The 15,916-nt window shown below is 66.6% G+C and carries 17 protein-coding genes; 9 read left to right on the top strand and 8 right to left on the bottom strand.

From position 1 onward, the window contains the following. Window positions 1–2 precede the first annotated feature (2 nt). From LPH33_RS11870 to LPH33_RS11860, 3 genes are all read right to left on the bottom strand, one after another. A complete protein-coding gene (locus LPH33_RS11870) occupies window positions 3–857 on the bottom strand; it encodes an MlaE family ABC transporter permease (protein WP_016696352.1) in 855 nt (284 codons plus the stop codon). Then, window positions 854–1,666 (bottom strand): MlaE family ABC transporter permease, encoded by an 813-nt coding sequence (locus LPH33_RS11865; protein ID WP_229568120.1) that lies wholly within the window; start codon window positions 1,664–1,666, stop codon window positions 854–856. Before LPH33_RS11865 ends, LPH33_RS11870 begins: the two co-directional genes overlap by 4 nt. Window positions 1,667–1,835: 169 nt before the next feature. Further along, entirely contained in the window at window positions 1,836–2,060 is a 225-nt protein-coding gene (locus LPH33_RS11860) for a hypothetical protein (RefSeq protein ID WP_016696354.1), read from the bottom strand. Between the two features lie 324 nt (window positions 2,061–2,384). On the opposite strand from LPH33_RS11860, the gene LPH33_RS11855 reads away from it, so the two are divergent. From LPH33_RS11855 to LPH33_RS11845, 3 genes are all read left to right on the top strand, one after another. Beyond that, window positions 2,385–3,668 (top strand): TetR/AcrR family transcriptional regulator, encoded by a 1,284-nt coding sequence (locus LPH33_RS11855; RefSeq protein WP_172414979.1) that lies wholly within the window; start codon window positions 2,385–2,387, stop codon window positions 3,666–3,668. Window positions 3,669–3,880: 212 nt separating this feature from the next. Continuing rightward, window positions 3,881–4,870, top strand: coding sequence for an NAD(P)H-dependent flavin oxidoreductase (locus LPH33_RS11850; RefSeq protein ID WP_016696356.1), 990 nt, complete (start codon window positions 3,881–3,883; stop codon window positions 4,868–4,870). Window positions 4,871–4,889: 19 nt separating this feature from the next. Further along, entirely contained in the window at window positions 4,890–5,474 is a 585-nt protein-coding gene (locus tag LPH33_RS11845; protein ID WP_016696357.1) for a PadR family transcriptional regulator, read from the top strand. A gap of 171 nt (window positions 5,475–5,645) precedes the next feature. On the opposite strand, the gene LPH33_RS11840 is transcribed toward LPH33_RS11845, so the two are convergent. Together LPH33_RS11840 and LPH33_RS11835 are read right to left on the bottom strand one after the other, a co-directional pair. Continuing rightward, the gene (locus tag LPH33_RS11840) at window positions 5,646–7,904 is read right to left on the bottom strand and encodes an NADP-dependent isocitrate dehydrogenase (protein WP_016696358.1); all 2,259 of its coding nucleotides are present in this window, start codon (window positions 7,902–7,904) and stop codon (window positions 5,646–5,648) included. Between the two features lie 562 nt (window positions 7,905–8,466). After that, window positions 8,467–8,916, bottom strand: a complete 450-nt coding sequence (locus tag LPH33_RS11835) for a cupin domain-containing protein (protein ID WP_229568118.1) — start codon at window positions 8,914–8,916, stop codon at window positions 8,467–8,469. Window positions 8,917–9,064: 148 nt separating this feature from the next. Here LPH33_RS11835 and LPH33_RS11830 point away from each other — a divergent pair, with 148 nt between their 5' ends. After that, entirely contained in the window at window positions 9,065–9,865 is an 801-nt protein-coding gene (locus tag LPH33_RS11830; RefSeq protein ID WP_016694803.1) for a HugZ family protein, read from the top strand. A gap of 6 nt (window positions 9,866–9,871) precedes the next feature. Here LPH33_RS11830 and LPH33_RS11825 read toward each other — a convergent pair whose 3' ends face one another. Further along, the gene (locus LPH33_RS11825) at window positions 9,872–10,777 is read right to left on the bottom strand and encodes a macrolide 2'-phosphotransferase (RefSeq protein WP_016694802.1); all 906 of its coding nucleotides are present in this window, start codon (window positions 10,775–10,777) and stop codon (window positions 9,872–9,874) included. 152 nt (window positions 10,778–10,929) lie between these two features. Here LPH33_RS11825 and LPH33_RS11820 point away from each other — a divergent pair, with 152 nt between their 5' ends. Together LPH33_RS11820 and LPH33_RS11815 are read left to right on the top strand one after the other, a co-directional pair. Further along, window positions 10,930–11,700, top strand: coding sequence for a hypothetical protein (locus LPH33_RS11820; RefSeq protein WP_016694801.1), 771 nt, complete (start codon window positions 10,930–10,932; stop codon window positions 11,698–11,700). A 64-nt stretch (window positions 11,701–11,764) separates the two neighbouring features. After that, window positions 11,765–13,171: a cytochrome P450 gene (locus LPH33_RS11815; protein ID WP_229568117.1), complete on the top strand. Its 1,407-nt coding sequence runs from the start codon at window positions 11,765–11,767 to the stop codon at window positions 13,169–13,171. On the opposite strand, the gene LPH33_RS11810 is transcribed toward LPH33_RS11815, so the two are convergent. Further along, window positions 13,145–13,498 (bottom strand): DUF6191 domain-containing protein, encoded by a 354-nt coding sequence (locus LPH33_RS11810; protein WP_095092022.1) that lies wholly within the window; start codon window positions 13,496–13,498, stop codon window positions 13,145–13,147. The two genes, LPH33_RS11815 and LPH33_RS11810, sit on opposite strands and share 27 nt — an antisense overlap. Before the next feature lie 180 nt (window positions 13,499–13,678). Here LPH33_RS11810 and gvpJ point away from each other — a divergent pair, with 180 nt between their 5' ends. Genes gvpJ through LPH33_RS11795 form a run of 3 tightly spaced genes read left to right on the top strand, consistent with a single transcriptional unit; the run spans window position 13,679 to window position 14,977 of the window. Continuing rightward, a complete protein-coding gene (gene gvpJ / locus LPH33_RS11805; RefSeq protein ID WP_088898610.1) occupies window positions 13,679–14,095 on the top strand; it encodes a gas vesicle protein GvpJ in 417 nt (138 codons plus the stop codon). Window positions 14,096–14,117: 22 nt separating this feature from the next. Beyond that, window positions 14,118–14,741, top strand: a complete 624-nt coding sequence (locus LPH33_RS11800) for a maleylpyruvate isomerase N-terminal domain-containing protein (RefSeq protein ID WP_229568115.1) — start codon at window positions 14,118–14,120, stop codon at window positions 14,739–14,741. Window positions 14,742–14,773: 32 nt separating this feature from the next. Then, entirely contained in the window at window positions 14,774–14,977 is a 204-nt protein-coding gene (locus LPH33_RS11795; RefSeq protein ID WP_016694796.1) for a zinc-ribbon domain-containing protein, read from the top strand. A gap of 6 nt (window positions 14,978–14,983) precedes the next feature. Here LPH33_RS11795 and LPH33_RS11790 read toward each other — a convergent pair whose 3' ends face one another. Next, the gene (locus LPH33_RS11790) at window positions 14,984–15,790 is read right to left on the bottom strand and encodes a crotonase/enoyl-CoA hydratase family protein (protein WP_229568113.1); all 807 of its coding nucleotides are present in this window, start codon (window positions 15,788–15,790) and stop codon (window positions 14,984–14,986) included. Window positions 15,791–15,916: the final 126 nt, after the last annotated feature.

Here is a 15,916-nt window from a genome sequence, read left to right as displayed (position 1 = left end):
AATCACACCCCCATACCAGGAATTTCGGGAACCAGTCCCCACAGCGCGAAGGTCAGCAGCACGTCGAGCACACCGATGGACAGGATCGCCGTGCGCAGAGCCCGGCCCGCGGCGGCACCGACGCCTGCGGGACCACCCGAGGCGTAGTAGCCGTAGGCGCAGTGCACCAGGCTGACGACCATCGCGAAGACCATGGCCTTGATGCCCGAATACAGCAGGTCCTGCGGGGTGAGCACGAGGTGGAAGAAGTAGTCGTAGGTGCCGGCGGACGCGCCGTTGAACACCACCACGACCAGCCGGGTGGACAGGTAGCTGGCCAGCAGTCCGATCATGTAGATCGGGATGACACACACCATCGCGGCGATGGTGCGGGTGGCGGCCAGGAACGGGATCGACTTGATGGCCATCGAGTCGAGCGCGTCGATCTCGTCGGAGATGCGCATTGCCCCGATCTGGGCGGTGAAGCCGACGCCCACCTTCGCCGACAGGGCGATGGCGACGACGACCGGCGCCAGCTCGCGGGTGTTGGCCACCGCGGAGAGCATGCCCGACATCGTGGTCATCCCGACGAGTTCGAGGCCGCGCTGGGTCTCGACGCCGAGCATCATGGCCGCGGCGAGCGACATCGCGAAGACGATGCCGATCGTGCCACCACCGGAGAGCAGTGACTGGGTACCGAAGCTGACCTCGCTGATCTGCGCGATGACGTGCTTGCGGAATCGGGTGAGCGCGTACGGGATCGACGCAATGGTGCGGCAGTAGAAGGTGACGTGCATCCCGAGCGTCGCGAGATTGTCGCCGGTCTGCCGGATCGGCTGCGCCAGCCGGGTGGCCTGCAATCGGACATCGGTGCTCATCGGAACTCACCCACTGCCGGGACGATCACCGTGTACAGCGCCGACAGAGCGGTGTTGACGATGAAGACGAGCGCGAAGGCGATGACGACGGCTTCGTTCACCGCGTCGGCCACCCCGCGCGGGCCGCCGTTGGTGTGCAACCCCTTGAACGTGGCGACCAGCGCCGCGAGCAGGCCGAACACCGCGGACTTCACGAGGGCCATGACGAAATCGGCCGGTCGGCCGTACTCGGCGAAGGTCGCCATGAACGTGCCGGCCGGCAGATGCTGCACGTAGATGTGGTAGAGCCAGCATGCGGCGACACCACCGACCGTGACCATCGAGCACAGCGCCAACGAGACGATGACCGCTCCGACGAGCCGGGGGGCGACGAGGCGCTCGAGGATGTCGAGACCCATCACCTCCATCGCGTCGATCTCCTCGCGGATCTTGCGGGACCCGAGATCGGTGCAGATGGCGGAGCCGGCGACGCCGGCGAGCATGAGCGCGCAGACCAGGGCCGAGGCCTGGCCGACGATGATGAACGCGACGACGGCACCCGAGTAGCCGCCGGCTCCGATGCGGCCGGCGAGTTCGCCGACGGACACGGCGATGAACACCCCCACCGGGACCATGAGCAGCAGGGACGGCCCGGTACAGACCCTCCCAATGAAGAGTGTCTGAGTGACCGTCTCGTGCAACGAAAGTCGCCGTCTGAGCACCGCGGCCGCGAGGACCACGAGCGATTGGACGGCGAAGCCGATGAGATAGCCACCTTCCGTCGCGACGTCCCTGATGGGACCACGCGAGTTCGGCAACTCGTAGGTCATCTACCGGTTCCCTTCATCGAACCCCCCTGGATGTCGGCGCCGGAAACCGCCCGTCGGCGCCGAGTGGAACTGTCCGGCCGGTGGCGGAGCGCGTCACGGTCCGAGCGCGTGAAGTGTGCCACACCCGTCCTGTGCCGGACAAGAGCTAGGTGAACAACCATTCCGACGTTCATGTCATGCACACGTCGGAGAAGATGAGGACCGGCCAGCACACGATCGATCCGAGGAACGAGATCACCAGATCCGCCCCGTCCATGGCACCGAGATGTGAGGTGTGGGTGAGGGTCCAGATCACCCCGACCAGGCCGTACGGGATTGCGACGAGGATGACGAGTCCGATGAACTCGGCGACGGTCATCTCGTAGGACAGGATCCTGCGGGCGATGGCAAGCATGGCAGAGCCCTCCTCGATGGATGGAAGAACGAGCGGAGAACGACGGTCCCGGCCCGGGCCGGATCAGGATCGATCGAACCGGTCCGCCGGCACGACCGCCGGGGAGGTTATCAGGAACATCCGGAATTTGCGAACGGCCATTCCGAAGGTCTCCGAAGACCCGATCGACGTCGCGCGGACATCGTTCGGACGGCCCCGATGGCAACAAGGAACCGGCCGCTCGGATGGATCGATGCCCCGTCGGTGTGTACGCTGCTCGCAGAACGGGTCGAGAATTTCCCCGACGGAGCGACACCGATCCTCCGCGAACGACATCCAGAATCAGTGAGGCGAACACGCGTGGTCGGCAAGACGTCCCCCGACACCGGACGACGAACCCGCCCGAAGGATCGTCGTGCGCGAATCGCCGCCGCAGCTGCCGTCGCCTTCGCCGAGCGCGGCTACCACGGTGTGAGCGTCGAGGACATCGCGACGGAGGTCGGTGTCACGAAGTCCGCGCTCTACCGGCACTTTCCGGGCAAGTACGCCCTGTTCCTGAATTCGGCGCTCATGCTGATCGATTCGCTCGAGGGCGCCCTCGATTCCGTGCCCGACGACCCCGCGCGCGATCCACGGGAGACCCTCCGTGCCCAGATGTCCGCGATCATCGCGGTGACGATCGAGCAGCGTCGGTCGGCCGGGATCTACCGATGGGAGCGCAGATATCTCCGGAAGGAGGACCGCCCCGCCATCCGCGAACGCTCCTGGGCGGTCAATGCCCGCATCCGTCGCCCACTGCAGCAGATCCGGCCGGATCTGTCCGACGAGGACGCGTTCGTGCTCGTCGCGGCCATGCTCAGCACCATCGGCAGCATCACCGTGCACAATCTGACGCTGCCTCCGCGGTACATGGAACAACTACTGCTCGATGCGTGCACCGCGCTCGCCGAGACCCGCTTCTCCCCCGCTCCCGCCGCGCCCGAGCGAGTCGCCGCCGCGGATCGCCCGGGCCAGGACAACATGCGGGAAAACCTGCTGCGTTCGGCGGTCGGGCTGTTCCACCAACGGGGCTACAACGAGGTCGCGGTCGAGGACATCGCTGCCACGGTCGGCCTCCCCGCCTCCGGGATCTACCGTTATTTCGTGTCGAAGTCCGACATCCTCGCTGCGGCCTTCCACCGAGCGGCCGACCGACTCGAGACAGCCGTGGCCGCCGGGACGGCCGCAGCGTCCGATCCGGAGGACGCGTTGCGATCGCTGGTCTCGATCTACGTCGACCTGTCGTTCTCCCAGCGGGAACTGATGTCGGTGTACTTCGCCGAGCTCGTCAACGTTCCGGACGCCTCGCGCGCCGATCTGCGGCTGCGTCAGCGCGCCAATGTGGAGCAGTGGTCGTCCTACCTGCAGGCGATCTGCGACGGTCTGTCCGCCGCGGATGCCCGCTTCCTCATGTACGCCGCGATCAACCTGGTGCCGGATCTCGGGGTCCTGCTGGGCACGTCCGCGGCACAGCAGCAAGCGGAGAACATCCACCGGTGCATGCTCGCGGTGCTGCTGAGCCGGTCCGGTCAGCGCCTCGGCCACGGCGAGGACGCCCCGTGCACGCCGACGATCGGGTCCGCGCACTGAGCGATCACGCTCAATACGCACTGAGTGGTGCCGCTCGTTGCACACTGCGCGAGATCACCCGCTGACGCCCGTAGTGCCACTGGGTGCACACAGCTGTGATCCCCGAAAACCCTCTGTTCCAAGCTAGGTGACGTCGACCCATTGTTTTTTGCACCTTGTTGCACATAGTCTGGCGGCAGAGGGACCCTCCGGAGACGAAGAAGGAACACATCATGACGCTGCCACCGATCCTGTCCGGCCCGCTGAGCGTGCCCCTGGTCGCTTCCCCGATGTTCATCGCGTCAGGGCCGGAACTGGTGTCCGCCCAGTGCCAGGCCGGAGTCGTCGGGTCGTTCCCGGCACTCAACGCGCGTCCTCAGTCGATGCTCGTCGACTGGCTGCAGCAGATCACCGAGAGCAACGCCGACTACGCGGCACGCCACCCCGAGGAGTACGTCGCGCCGTTCGCCGTCAACCAGATCGTGCACCGCTCCAACGAGCGGCTCGAGCAGGACCTCGAGGTGATCGTCGAGCACCGGGTCCCGATCGTGATCACCTCGCTCGGTGCCCGTAAGGAGGTCAACGAGGCCGTTCACTCCTACGGTGGCATCGTCCTGCACGACGTGATCTCGAACGAGTTCGCACACAAGGCGATCGACAAGGGCGCCGACGGCATCGTCGCCGTCGCCGCGGGCGCAGGCGGGCATGCCGGGACGCAGTCCCCGTTCGCGTTGCTCCAGGAGATCCGTCGGTGGTTCGACGGCCCCCTGCTGCTGTCCGGCTCGATCGCTCACGGCCGCTCGATCCTCGCCGCGCAGGCCGCCGGCGCCGACCTCGCCTACGCCGGCACGGCCTTCCTCGCCACCGAGGAGGCCCGCAGCGCCGAGGACTACAAGAACATGATCGTCGACAGCACCGCCAAGGACATCGTCTACAGCAACCTGTTCACCGGCGTGCACGGCAACTACCTGCGAGGAAGCATCGTCGCCGCCGGACTCGACCCCGACGACCTCCCCGAATCCGATCCGTCCGCCATGAACTTCGGGTCCGGTGGCACCACCGACGCCAAGGCCTGGCGCGACATCTGGGGAGCCGGCCAGGGCCTCGGCGCGATCGAGTCCGTCGTCCCCGTCCGCGAGCTCGTCCAACGACTTCGCGACGAATACGAGCAGGCGTGGACGTCCCTCGAACGACGCCGGGTCGCCACGATCGACGCCGGATAGTGTGACCTAGGCTGACGCGGTGTCTCTCAGGTTCGCCATCCTCACCGCGCTGGTCGAGCGCGACAGCACCGGACTGGAACTGGCGCGGCGCTTCGACCGGTCGATCGGGTACTTCTGGCCCGCGACCCACCAGCAGATCTACCGCGAACTGGATCGGATGCGGGCGGGCGACCTGATCCGCGAAGTCCCGACGGACGGAAAACCCGGCCGCGGTCAGCCTCGACGTTTCACCATCACACCCGATGGTCGCCGACTGCTGCGCGGCTGGATCTCCGAGATCGAGGATCCGGACGTGGTGCGCTCCGGTGTCTCCGTGCGCCTGCGCGCGGCCGCGGCGCTCGACGATCCCGACGCCGCGCGTCCCGCGCTGGAACATCAACGGGCGTATCGCGCGGCGATGCTCGAGCAGTATCGCGCCATCGAGCAACGCGACTTCGCCGAGGCTCGGGGCGACGCGCGGAGCATCCTGCAGCACCTTGTGCTCCGCCTCGGCATCCTCCTCGAGGAGACCTGGCTTACCTGGCTGGACGAGGCGCTCGACACGATCGACCGGCTCGACGCGACGCCGGATTCCTCCGCCGACCGCAGCGGAACGGTCCCGTAGACCGGAACACGAGAACCGCGCCGAGGCGCACTACGCGAGGAGGTCGACCGGCCCTTCATTCGGGGCCGGTCGACCTCCCTCTGCCCGTGCATTCTCGGGACTGCGTGACGACCCGCGCGGTCACACCGGCCGAGGAGCGGCGGCTTGTCTACACGGATGCAGGTCTACCTGTCACGGTGCGTTTCCGGCCTCAGGGTCGACTGCCGTCAGCGCGGTGGTCAGGGTCCGACTCGGCCGCATCACGGCCACGGTCTTGTCCCTGTCCGGCCGGTAGTAGCCGCCGATGTCGACCGGCGCGCCCTGCACCTCGTTCAACTCCCGCACGATCGTGTCCTCGTCCCTGGCCAGCGCCTCGGCCAGCGGGGCGAACTGTTCGGCGAGTTCCGGATCCTCGGTCTGCGCGGCAAGTTCCTGTGCCCAGTACATCGCGAGGTAGAACTGGCTGCCCCGGTTGTCGAGCTCGCCGACCTTGCGCGACGGGCTCTTGTTCGTCTCCAGCAGCTTGCCGGTCGCTGCATCGAGCGCGTTCGCCACGATCTTGGCGCGCTCGTTGCCGGTCTTGATACCGAGGTCCTCCAGGCTCACGGCCAACGCCAGGAACTCACCGAGCGAATCCCAGCGCAGGTGGTTCTCCTCCACCAACTGCTTGACGTGCTTGGGCGCCGACCCTCCGGCGCCCGTCTCGTAGAGGCCGCCGCCCGCCATCAGCGGCACGATCGACAGCATCTTGGCGCTCGTCCCGAGTTCGAGGATCGGGAACAGGTCGGTGAGGTAGTCGCGCAGGATGTTGCCGGTCGCGGCGATGGTGTCCATTCCGCGGATCAGCCGCTCCAGTGTGTACCGCATCGAGCGCACCTGCGACATGATGTGGATGTCGAGGCCCTCGGTGTCATGATCCTGCAGGTACAGCTCGACCTTCTTGATCAACTCGTTCTCGTGGGGGCGGTACGGGTCGAGCCAGAACAGGACCGGCATACCGGAGTTGCGTGCCCGGGTGACCGCGAGCTTGACCCAGTCGCGGATCGGCGCGTCCTTGACGGTGCACATGCGCCAGATGTCGCCCGCCTCGACGTGCTGGGTGAGCAGCACCTCGCCGGTTTCGACATCGACGAAGTTGGCCTCGCCCTCCTCCGGAACTTCGAAGGTCTTGTCGTGCGAGCCGTACTCCTCGGCCTTCTGCGCCATGAGACCGACGTTGGGGACGGTACCCATGGTCGTCGGGTCGAACGCGCCGTTGGTCTTGCAGAAGTTGATGATCTCCTGGTAGATGCGCGCGAAAGTCGACTCCGGCATGACCGCCTTGACGTCCTTGGGTCGTCCGTCGGCGCCGTACATCTTGCCGCCCGAGCGAATCATTGCGGGCATCGAGGCATCCACGATGACATCGCTGGGGGAATGGAAGTTGGAGATGCCGCGGGCGGAATCGACCATGGCCAATTCGGGCCGGTGCTCATGGCAGTTGTGCAGGTCCTGCTTGATTTCGTCCCGCTGCGTGCTGGGCAGCGCCTCGATCTTGTCGTACAGGTCGCCGAGACCGTTGTTGACGTTGACGCCCAGTTCGTCGAACAGCTTCTGATGCTTGGCGAAGGCGTCCTTGTAGAAGGTCTTCACCGCATGGCCGAAGACGATGGGGTGCGAGACCTTCATCATCGTCGCCTTGACGTGGAGGGAGAACATCACGCCCGTCTTGCGCGCATCCTCCATCTGCTCCTCGTAGAACTCGAGCAACGCCTTCTTGCTCATGAACATGCTGTCCATGATGTCGCCCTCACCGAGCTCCACCTCGGGCTTGAGGACGATCGTCTCGCCACCCTCGGTCACCAGCTCCATCCGGACCTTGCGCGCCCGGTCCAGCGTCATCGACTTCTCGCCGTGGTAGAAGTCGCCGTGCCGCATGTGCGCGACGTGGCTGCGCGAGGCCATCGACCACTCGCCCATGCTGTGCGGGTGCTTACGGGCGTACTCCTTCACCGCCCGGGGTGCGCGCCGATCGGAGTTGCCCTCACGCAGGACAGGGTTGACCGCACTGCCGAGAATCTTGCCGTAGCGCTCCCGGATGGCACGCTCTTCGTCCGTCTTCGGGGCGTCCGGGAAATCCGGGACCTGGTAGCCCTTGCTCTGCAGTTCCTTGATGGCAGCCAGGAGCTGCGGTACGGACGCACTGATGTTGGGCAGTTTGATGATGTTGGTCTCGGGCAGTTGCGTCAGACGACCCAGCTCGGCCAGGTTGTCCGGGACGCGCTGCTCTTCCGTGAGGTGCTCGGGGAACTCGGCCAGGATCCGCGCAGGCACCGAGATGTCGCTGGTCTCGACCTCGATGCCCGCGGCCCCAGCGAAGGTACGCACGATCGGCAGGAAGGCGTAGGTCGCAAGCAACGGCGCCTCGTCGGTCAACGTATAGATAATGGTCGACTGCTTGTCGGCGCTCATTCTTGTCTCGACTCCCTACGTCGGTTCGGTCCGCCTCACGAAATGCTCCGCGTGCGGGATTGCATCGGGTATCAGGCTACGTGCGAGAACTCGAGAACGATATTTACTCGCCGGTAACTCGAACTCCGCCGACAGGCTTCGACGGCCCGACGGGCGCCCGACCGTCGACCCCATGTCTGCTCGCGACCGACAACGCCGCAGTCCGGCGCGCCACCGATTCGATGGCCCCTCGACCTGTCGTGACGCGGGTGCGATCAGCGCACAGCATCGCCGTCAGGAAAGAAGTCTTCGCAAGCAGTGGGAAGACTGCTGTCACAAGCGATCCCGATGTCGAACCGGAATTCGATCCCTCGGCCGCCCGATCGCGGTCGAACGCCGACGCCTGCAGATGCTGTCGTCAGGGACGATCGTTCCGTCGAGATTCGTCGATCGTCGCTCTGCGGGGAGACGACCGCGGACCCTAGAGGGAGCCGCACGCCTGCGTCCCGATGAAAAACTTCACATTTCTCGCCGACGACTCGACTCGAGCTGTTACCGGCAGGAGCCCGCCACTGCTCCGACATCAATCGCAGGCGGGCGCCGGAACATCCTCGAACAGCGGCGACCCGATCGGCACGAGGTACACCACGTCGAGGATCACCGGCTCCGCGCCGAGATTCCGGCCCACGTGCAGGTGGTCCCGACCCGAGGGTTCGTTGATGAAATCACCGGTCTCGAACACGACAGGCTCGCAGTCTCCTTCGGGATGCGTCAACGTGCCGGCCCGCACGATGCCGAGCACGGGACCATCGTGATAGTGCCAACCGGTGCTACCGCCCGGTTCGATGGTGATCTCCCGGGCCACGGCGTGCACACCGTCCGGTACGAACGGCAGCAGTCGCGGTGGCACCTCGATGTCCACCCGAGTGACTCCTGAGATGCCCTCGCTCGGGGTGGCGTGCGCCCACCCGGGCACCGCCATCGTTGCTGCACATGCCGTCGCCGCGAGTACACCCTGCACGGAGCGCTCCATGCGCACGGACGCTACCGCCTACACGACACTGCTGCAGGACAACTCGTGCACTCGATGAACCCGTCCTCTGCTTGCCGCTCCGCCGCGGCCCATCATGCCCATCCATGACGGCTCGCTCGGAAGCCGGCGTGTCGGTAGCGTCTCGTGAATGACGAACTCGGATCACGGAGACCCCGGCGACGCTCCCACCGTGCCGCCGCCGTTGGCGGAGATCGTCAACGCGACCCGACCCACTGCCGCCGAGGAAGCGCGGACGGTCGCGGCGTCGACGAACACCGGCACTCTCGCGACCCTCACGAAGGAAGGAGACCCCTGGGCCTCCTTCGTGACGTACGGACTGGTCGGCGGCTCACCGGTGTTGTGCGTGTCGCACATGGCAGAGCACGGCCGCAATCTTGCGCGCGACCCACGCGCGAGCATCGCGATCGTCGCGCCCGACCCGCAGTCCGACCCGCTCGCCGGCACCCGCATCACTCTCGCCGGGTACGTCGAGCGTCCCGAAGGTGAGGAACTGGCCGCCGCGCGCGAAGCACACCTGGCAGCTGTCCCTGCGGCCCGCGTGTACATCGATTTCAGCGACTTCACGCTCTGGGTTCTTCGGGTTCAGCGCGTGCGCTGGGTCGGTGGGTACGGACGGATGGATTCGGCCACCGCCGAGGACTATGCCGAAGCGTTGCCGGATCCTGTGACCCCGTCGGCGGCTCGTGCGATCGCGCATCTCAACGACGATCACGCCGACGCGCTGCTGGCGATGGCCCGGAAGCTCGGCGGGTTCCCGGATGCGACAGCGGCAACCTGTGTCGGAGCCGACCGATACGGCCTCGACCTCGATGTCACCACGCCGCGTGGGCGAGCCATGACGCGCGCCGGCTATCTGTCGCCGCTCGACTCCGCCGACGAATTGCGCGCAGCAACAGTCGCTCTGGCTCGCGCGGCGCAATCACCGTAAGCATGGTCAGTGCTGTGGATCGAGCATCGCTGCTGCCGTGGCAAGGTCGGATTCCTTCTCGGTGATCAGCGCGAACAATGCGTACCCGACGGGGGCCGCGTTCCAGAGGTGCTCGACCTGGGCAGCCAGACCGTCGTGGACACGTCCACCCGCGTCGATATAGGCAGCGAGGGTGACCCGGAGCATCTCCTCCCCCGCTGCCCCGTACTGGATCACGAAGTCCCGCGCGGGATCGTCCACGCGAGCCGTCGTCCAGTCCAGAACACCGGTGACGACACCGTCCTCGTCGAGCAGGACATGCGCGGGATAGATCTCACCGTGTGTCATGACCGTGCGGTCGGGCCAGCAACTGTCGTCGTCGAGCCACGCCTCCCACCCCTCGGCGAGGGCGGGTGCGACGGTGAACGCGTCGCGTACCCGCGCGATGTCGTCCCGCCAGGCCTGGCGTGCCCGGTCGGGCGTGCGCACTTCGACACCGGCCACACCTGCTCGTTCCACGTCGATCGAGTGCAGGCGTGCGAGAAGACGTCCCAGCCGCTCCGCATAGCGGGCGTCGGCAGGGTCCATGTGCCAGACGGGTTCACCGGCGTCGTTCAGGGTCAGTCCCGGGGCGCCCGGCAGAGCGCGGTAGGCAATGAGGTCGGGCCTGTGGATCTCCCAGCGTGGCACCGCAATGCCGTCCTCGGCGAGGACGGGCCCGACCAGATCGAGGATGCGCAATTCGTCGGCCGTCTTCGCCGAGACGTCGGGCCGGCGCGGGATGCGCAGGACCCACCGTCGGCCGGTGTCGTCGGAGGCGAGGACGACACGGTAGTCGAGTCCCGCCTCGTTCACCGTCACGTCGTCGGCCGACAGGTGCAGGTCGTGCCGAGCGGCGAGCGAGAGGGCGTCGGTGACGTCGAAGGAGCTCATGCGGTTCACGCTCTCATCGCCACATCGTTCCGGTCCACCGATTTCCTCGGACGGTCGTGGCGGCTCACGTGCCGTTACAGGCGGAGAACAGGTCGGCCCCACGCGCGTGTCCTGCCCCGGAATCGCCGGTCACTCGTGGCAATGTCCACAGAATGCATCCGTACGACCAGGGGTTCGAGCCTCCGCAAGCATGCTCCGAGTGGTGTCGGGCGCGCTCGTTCGACCTGCAGGTGCTCGACGAGGGCGTCACCGTCGACCTGAAATGGTGGAACAGCCATCTCGAACGTGCCGGGCACGAGATCCGCCTCCGGGGACGGAATCTCGACGGACGGATCATCGACGACGGTGACGCGATCGTCCAACGCAACGACCTCCGATCGGACAGTGAACTGTTCGAAGCCGACCACGCCGGTCTGGGACTGTTGTTCCTGTGCGCGGCCTGGCGCAGCGCGCATCCGCGACGACGCGGCGCCCGACGTTTTCCGGACGTCCGCGACACACACGCCCCGAAGGACCGGGACCGGTTCACCAAGATCAAGGGAGTCCTCGACTACTGCGCGAAGACCAAGTCGCTGCCCGACACCGCGCGGCAGACCTGGTCCGGATGGCCGGACACTCCCGGCGTCGGCGTACCGCTCCTGGCGACTTATCTGTGGGCGGTCGAGGTGCGGACCGAGGCGGGCCCGGCACAACTTCTCGATCAGCACGCGGTGTCGACACTCATCCACGAAGGGTGGCTCGAGGATCCGTCGGTCGCCGACTTCACGCTGCGGCGCTATCACCGGTACGTCGAACTCCTCAACATGTGGGCGTCGTTGATTGCCACGCGTCCGGAGATGGTCGAGATGTGGCTCGTCGACCGTTGGCACGCCCGTATCTGTGAAGCCCGGGACGGGTCGCACGCGACTCCGCGATTGTTCTGATCGACCCGGGCGTCGCGATGAGGCCGCCCGAATCGTCCCGTCGGGGCTGATGCACACTCGCAGGATGGGGTCACCGACTACGACGAGCATCACCAGGACGACCGGCGCACAGCCGATTCCACAGCCGCGATGGAGACTTCCGCTGGTGGGTGATCTGCTCAGTATCGATGTGGCCAAACCGGTTCAGCGTGAGATGCAGATGGCTCAGGAACTAGGTGGAATCTTCGAACGCAAGATCCTCCGGCACCGATTGATCGTGGTCTCCGGCGCCGAGCTGGTGCGCGAGGTCAACGACGAGGAGAAGTGGGCGAAGTTCCTCGGCAAGCCGCTGCGCAAGCTTCGTGTCATCGCCGGCGACGGGCTGTTCACCGCGTTCAACTCCGAACCGAACTGGAGCAAGGCCCACAACATCCTCGGCCCGGGATTCGGCCAGGCCGCGATGCGCGGCTATCACGACTCGATGCTCACGGTCGTCGACCGGCTGGTCGACAGCTGGGACGCCGCCGCGGCCGGCGGCGAGTATGTGGACGTGCCGAAGAGCGTGACGTCGCTCACCTTCGACGTCATCGGCCGGTGCGGCTTCAGCTACGACTTCGACTCGTTCGGCCGCACCGAACCGGATCCGTTCATCGCGGCGATGAGCCGGGCGCTCGAGTACATCAACCGCTCGTCGAACGACATCCCGATCCTGCGCGCCCTGTTCGGCCGCAGCGCCCGTGAGCAGCACGAACGCGACATCGCGCTGATGCAGGAGACGGTCGATCGCATCGTAGAGGAGCGGATGCGCTCCGGTGAGCAGCACGGCGATCTGCTGGACCTGATGATGCACACCGCCGATCCCGACACCGGTGAGCAGCTCGATCGCGAATCGATCCGCAATCAGGTGCTGACCTTCCTGGTCGCGGGCAACGAGACCACCGCGGCCACTCTGGGGTTCGCGGTCCACTTCCTGAGCCGACATCCCGAGGTGGTGGCGAAGGCGCGGGCCGAGATCGCCCAGGTCGTCGGTACCGACGGCCGGATCGGGTATGAGCAGGTCGCCAAGCTGCGGTATGTGCGGCGAGTGGTGGACGAGACGCTGCGATTGTGGCCGGCCGCCCCGGGCTATTTCCGCAAGGTGCGCGGTGAGACCACCCTCGGGGGTCGTGTCCTGCCGAAAGGTTCGTGGGTGTTCGTGCTGCTGCCGCAGCTGCACCGCGACCCGCTGTGGGGCGACGACCCCGAGCGGTTCGACCCGGACCGGTTCGAACCCGAGGCCGTGCGCAAACGGCCGGCGCACATCTTCAAACCGTGGGGCACCGGCATCCGCGCGTGCATCGGTCGGCAGTTCGCGCTGCACGAAGCGGTGCTCACGCTCGCATCGCTGATCCGGCGGTACGACTTCGCTCCGGAACCCGGCTACGAACTCGACGTCCACGAGGCAATCACGTTGAAGCCTCGTGGCCTACGCGTGAGGCTCTCCCGCCTCTGAATCGTCGCGTCGCTCCTCGCGCACGGCGGACGGTGGCCGGGTCGTCGACAGACGCACCCGGCCACTGTCGAGATCGACCCATTCGTCGTCCCCGACGGCGATGTCGATCCGGCCGTTCTTCTTGCTCGCGATCTCCTCGATCGTGTGTCTCCGACCGGGCGAGAAGAGTTCGTCCATCACCCCGAGGACGCTGCCTCCGGCGTCACCTCCCCGACCGTTCCGGCGCTTGCGCCAGTACACCCACCCTCGCCGTTCGGCCCACAGTCCTACCCGGTCGATCACGACGAAGACGGCGATCACGGTCACCGCGACCAGCAGAGCTCCCACCGGCAGTCCCTTCTCCTGCAACCATGATGCCTTCGCGGTCCTGGTCGCGCCGCCGGGAAGGCGTCATGATGGAGAAGTGACGCCCGCGTCGCCCGGAGACTTCGTCCTCCTCGCCCGGATCCACTCGTGTGATCCGGAATCGCTGTGCGCCAATTCCGTTCACGCACGAGGAGCAGCACCATGACATCGATCGAACCCGCAGGCGGCGGGGGCGGCGGAACGATGGCCCGACCGAATTCGTCCGGGTTGGCGGACGTCATCGACACCATCCTGGACAAGGGTCTCGTCATCGACGCGTTCGTACGCGTCTCTCTCGTCGGCATCGAGATCGTGACCATCGACGCCCGCATCGTGGTCGCAAGCGTCGATACCTACCTGCGGTTCGCCCAGGCCGTCGACAGACTCGAGATCTCCCAGACCCAGCCGAAAGGTGTGCCCGAGATCGTCGGCGACGTCAGCGGCAAGGCCGTGGAGAGCGCCGCCAAGTACAAGACCCACAGCGCCCTCGACTCCGCGGCCGAGAAGGTGCTCGGGTTCTTCGACGACGTGGCGGAGAAGCGACAGGAAGCTCCGCGACGCAAGAGGAAGCAGCGATGAATATCCGAACTGGGGAGGTGTTGTGGCGGACTTCGAACAGGACCGAGCGCTGATGATCCGGCTGTGGCGCATGTGGGGTTCTCGCGCCGCCGAACTGTCCGACGAGCAGTGGACGACCGAAACTCGGCTACCGGGATGGACGGTCCGGGACGTCTACGTGCACATCACGCCGGACGTGATGATCGAGATGCTCGCCGCGCCGTCGGCAGACGGTGAGGCGAAGGTGACCAGCGCCGCGGAGATGCTCCGGATGCTCAACACCGATCCGGCCGAGGCCGAAACGAGGCACGAGCGGATGGCCGAGACGGTGCGCCGACTGGCAGCCGATGTCGAGCGCACGGCAGTCGCGACCCGCTTCGAATCCGACTTCCCCGCCGCCTTCGACCGGATCACCGGATTGAGCCGTGCGTCCGTGATCGCACACCCGTTCCTGGAGTCGGTCGCGCTCGGCGCGTTCCTCGACATGGCGATCCTGGAGACCACCATCCACTGGCTCGACGTGATCGACGCGGTCGGCGGACCACGGCCCGAGTCGATGGCCCTCGAACGGACACGGGACGTCCTTGCCGCGGTGCCCGATCCGCTCACCTTCGTCGAGGCGGCGTCGGGTCGCGCCGATCCGATGATCCTTCCCTTCATGCACTGAAGGACCACGCGTCGTCGCTCTATGCTCGGACGATGTTCCTTCTCTTCGGCTTCGGCACCAAGCGACAGAACCTCGGTCCGGGGCAGAACCGGACGTGTCCGCGCTGCCACAACACCACGCAGTGGCTCCGGATCCGGGAGTCCAAGCAGTTCACGCTGTTCTTCGTGCCGGTCGCGCGGTGGGGCCGCCGACAGTTGGAGCAGTGCGGGATCTGCGGGACCGCCGTGGAGATCTGAGTCCGGTCAGTCGGGATCGGCGAAGGCAGGAGCACGCTCGGTCATCCCCGCCGTGACCGCCTCGATCTGATTGGGCGACCCCATCAGCTCGACCTGCAGCGTGCTCTCGAGCATCAGCGCGGACTCCGGATCGGAGCCGGTCCACGTCTCCTCGTACAGGCGCTTGGCCGCCTGCACGGCGTGCGGCGACTTGCCGGCGATCTCGTGGGCCAGTTCCTGCGCCGCGGCGAGCGGGTCGTTCGAGACATGAGTGACGAGACCGAGTGCGTCGGCCTCGGTGCCGGTGAGGATGCGCCCCGTGAAGGTGAGTTCCTTCGCCACATCGAGGCCCACGAGTCGCGGCAGGCTCTGGGTGATCCCCATGTCGGGGACGAGGCCCCACTTGACCTCCATGATCGACAGCCGCGCGTCGGGCGTCGCGAACCGGATGTCGGCGCCGAGCGCGATCTGCAGGCCGCCGCCGAAGCAGTTGCCGGTGATCGCGGCGATCACCGGGGCCGGGACGCGGGACCAACCGTAGGCCACGCGTTGGGCATGGTTGGCGATGTGCCCGTCCGCGCGGGCGAGCAGATCCCGCGGGCCACTGCCGTCACGGTTACCGAGACCGGTGATGTCGAGGCCGGAGCAGAAGCTCTTGCCGGCGCCGTGGAGCACGACGGCGCGTACCGTGCGGTCGATCGCGAGCTGCTCGGTGGCATCGACGATCGCATCGAACATCGCCGGGTCGAGCGCGTTGTGCTTCTCGGCGCGGTCCAAGGTCACGGTTGCGACACCGAACTCGTCGATCTCGATCCGCACTCTCTGCTCGCTCATCCGCCGAACCTCCTCGAGAACTGGTGGGGATCGGGACGTCCGGAGAATCCTGCCCGCGATCGCGAAGCCGACTGTACAGCAAGGATTTCGCCGCCGACGGTGAACATGCGAGAGGCCGCGACGAAC

Source organism: Rhodococcus sp. RDE2, assembly GCF_020885655.1.
Lineage (GTDB): Bacteria > Actinomycetota > Actinomycetes > Mycobacteriales > Mycobacteriaceae > Rhodococcus > Rhodococcus pyridinivorans.
The sequence above is the reverse complement of the archived record's forward strand: the minus strand, read 5'-3'. Positions and strand labels throughout refer to the sequence as shown.